A 516-nucleotide genomic window follows, 5' to 3' on the forward strand; every position below is an offset into this window, starting at 1 on the left:
GCAACCGCTTGGTCAGCGCGCGCTGCAACATGCTTAGCCTAGCGACCGGTGTCAGCTTGAGCATATAGCGCTGACCTTCGATCTCCTGCGCGAGGGTTGTTCGCTGCTCCTGAATGTTCTGATAGAGATAGACGCTGAGAAACAGCAGGGGCATCAAGACGATGGCGGCCAGGCAGGCAAATTTGGCCGGAAACTTAAGGCGATTCATCATCCTGACGGCGGGACTTAGCAGATTCATGGCAGGCTCACAGAAGACAATGGACATAGGGACATCGGAGTACCTGCAGGGCTGTACCGCCCTTTTCGCAAGCAATAGGCGAAACGCTAGATAACCTTCTTGACCTCGGCACGCCCCTGGAGAGATGAAGGGTCCTGGTACCCGACGGTCTATAATCGGCTCCCAGCGGTACCCAGGCCGTCAGATTCGGGCGGACATCTCGATGCTCGTGCTAGACGAATTACGGACGATGACAGCTTGCAAACTAAAGGGCTTGGTCAGCTAATGGTCACGAAAGG

1 pseudogene is annotated in these 516 nt (G+C 55.6%); it reads right to left on the reverse strand.

What is annotated here, in order from left to right:
* A pseudogene (locus QKY98_RS23720) lies at nucleotides 1-265 on the reverse strand (hypothetical protein); the annotation flags it as partial.
* Between the last annotated feature and the right edge of the window lie 251 nt (nucleotides 266-516).

The sequence above is a fragment of the Pseudomonas sp. HR1 genome (assembly GCF_030175875.1).
Classification (GTDB): Bacteria; Pseudomonadota; Gammaproteobacteria; order Pseudomonadales; family Pseudomonadaceae; genus Chryseomonas; species Chryseomonas oryzihabitans.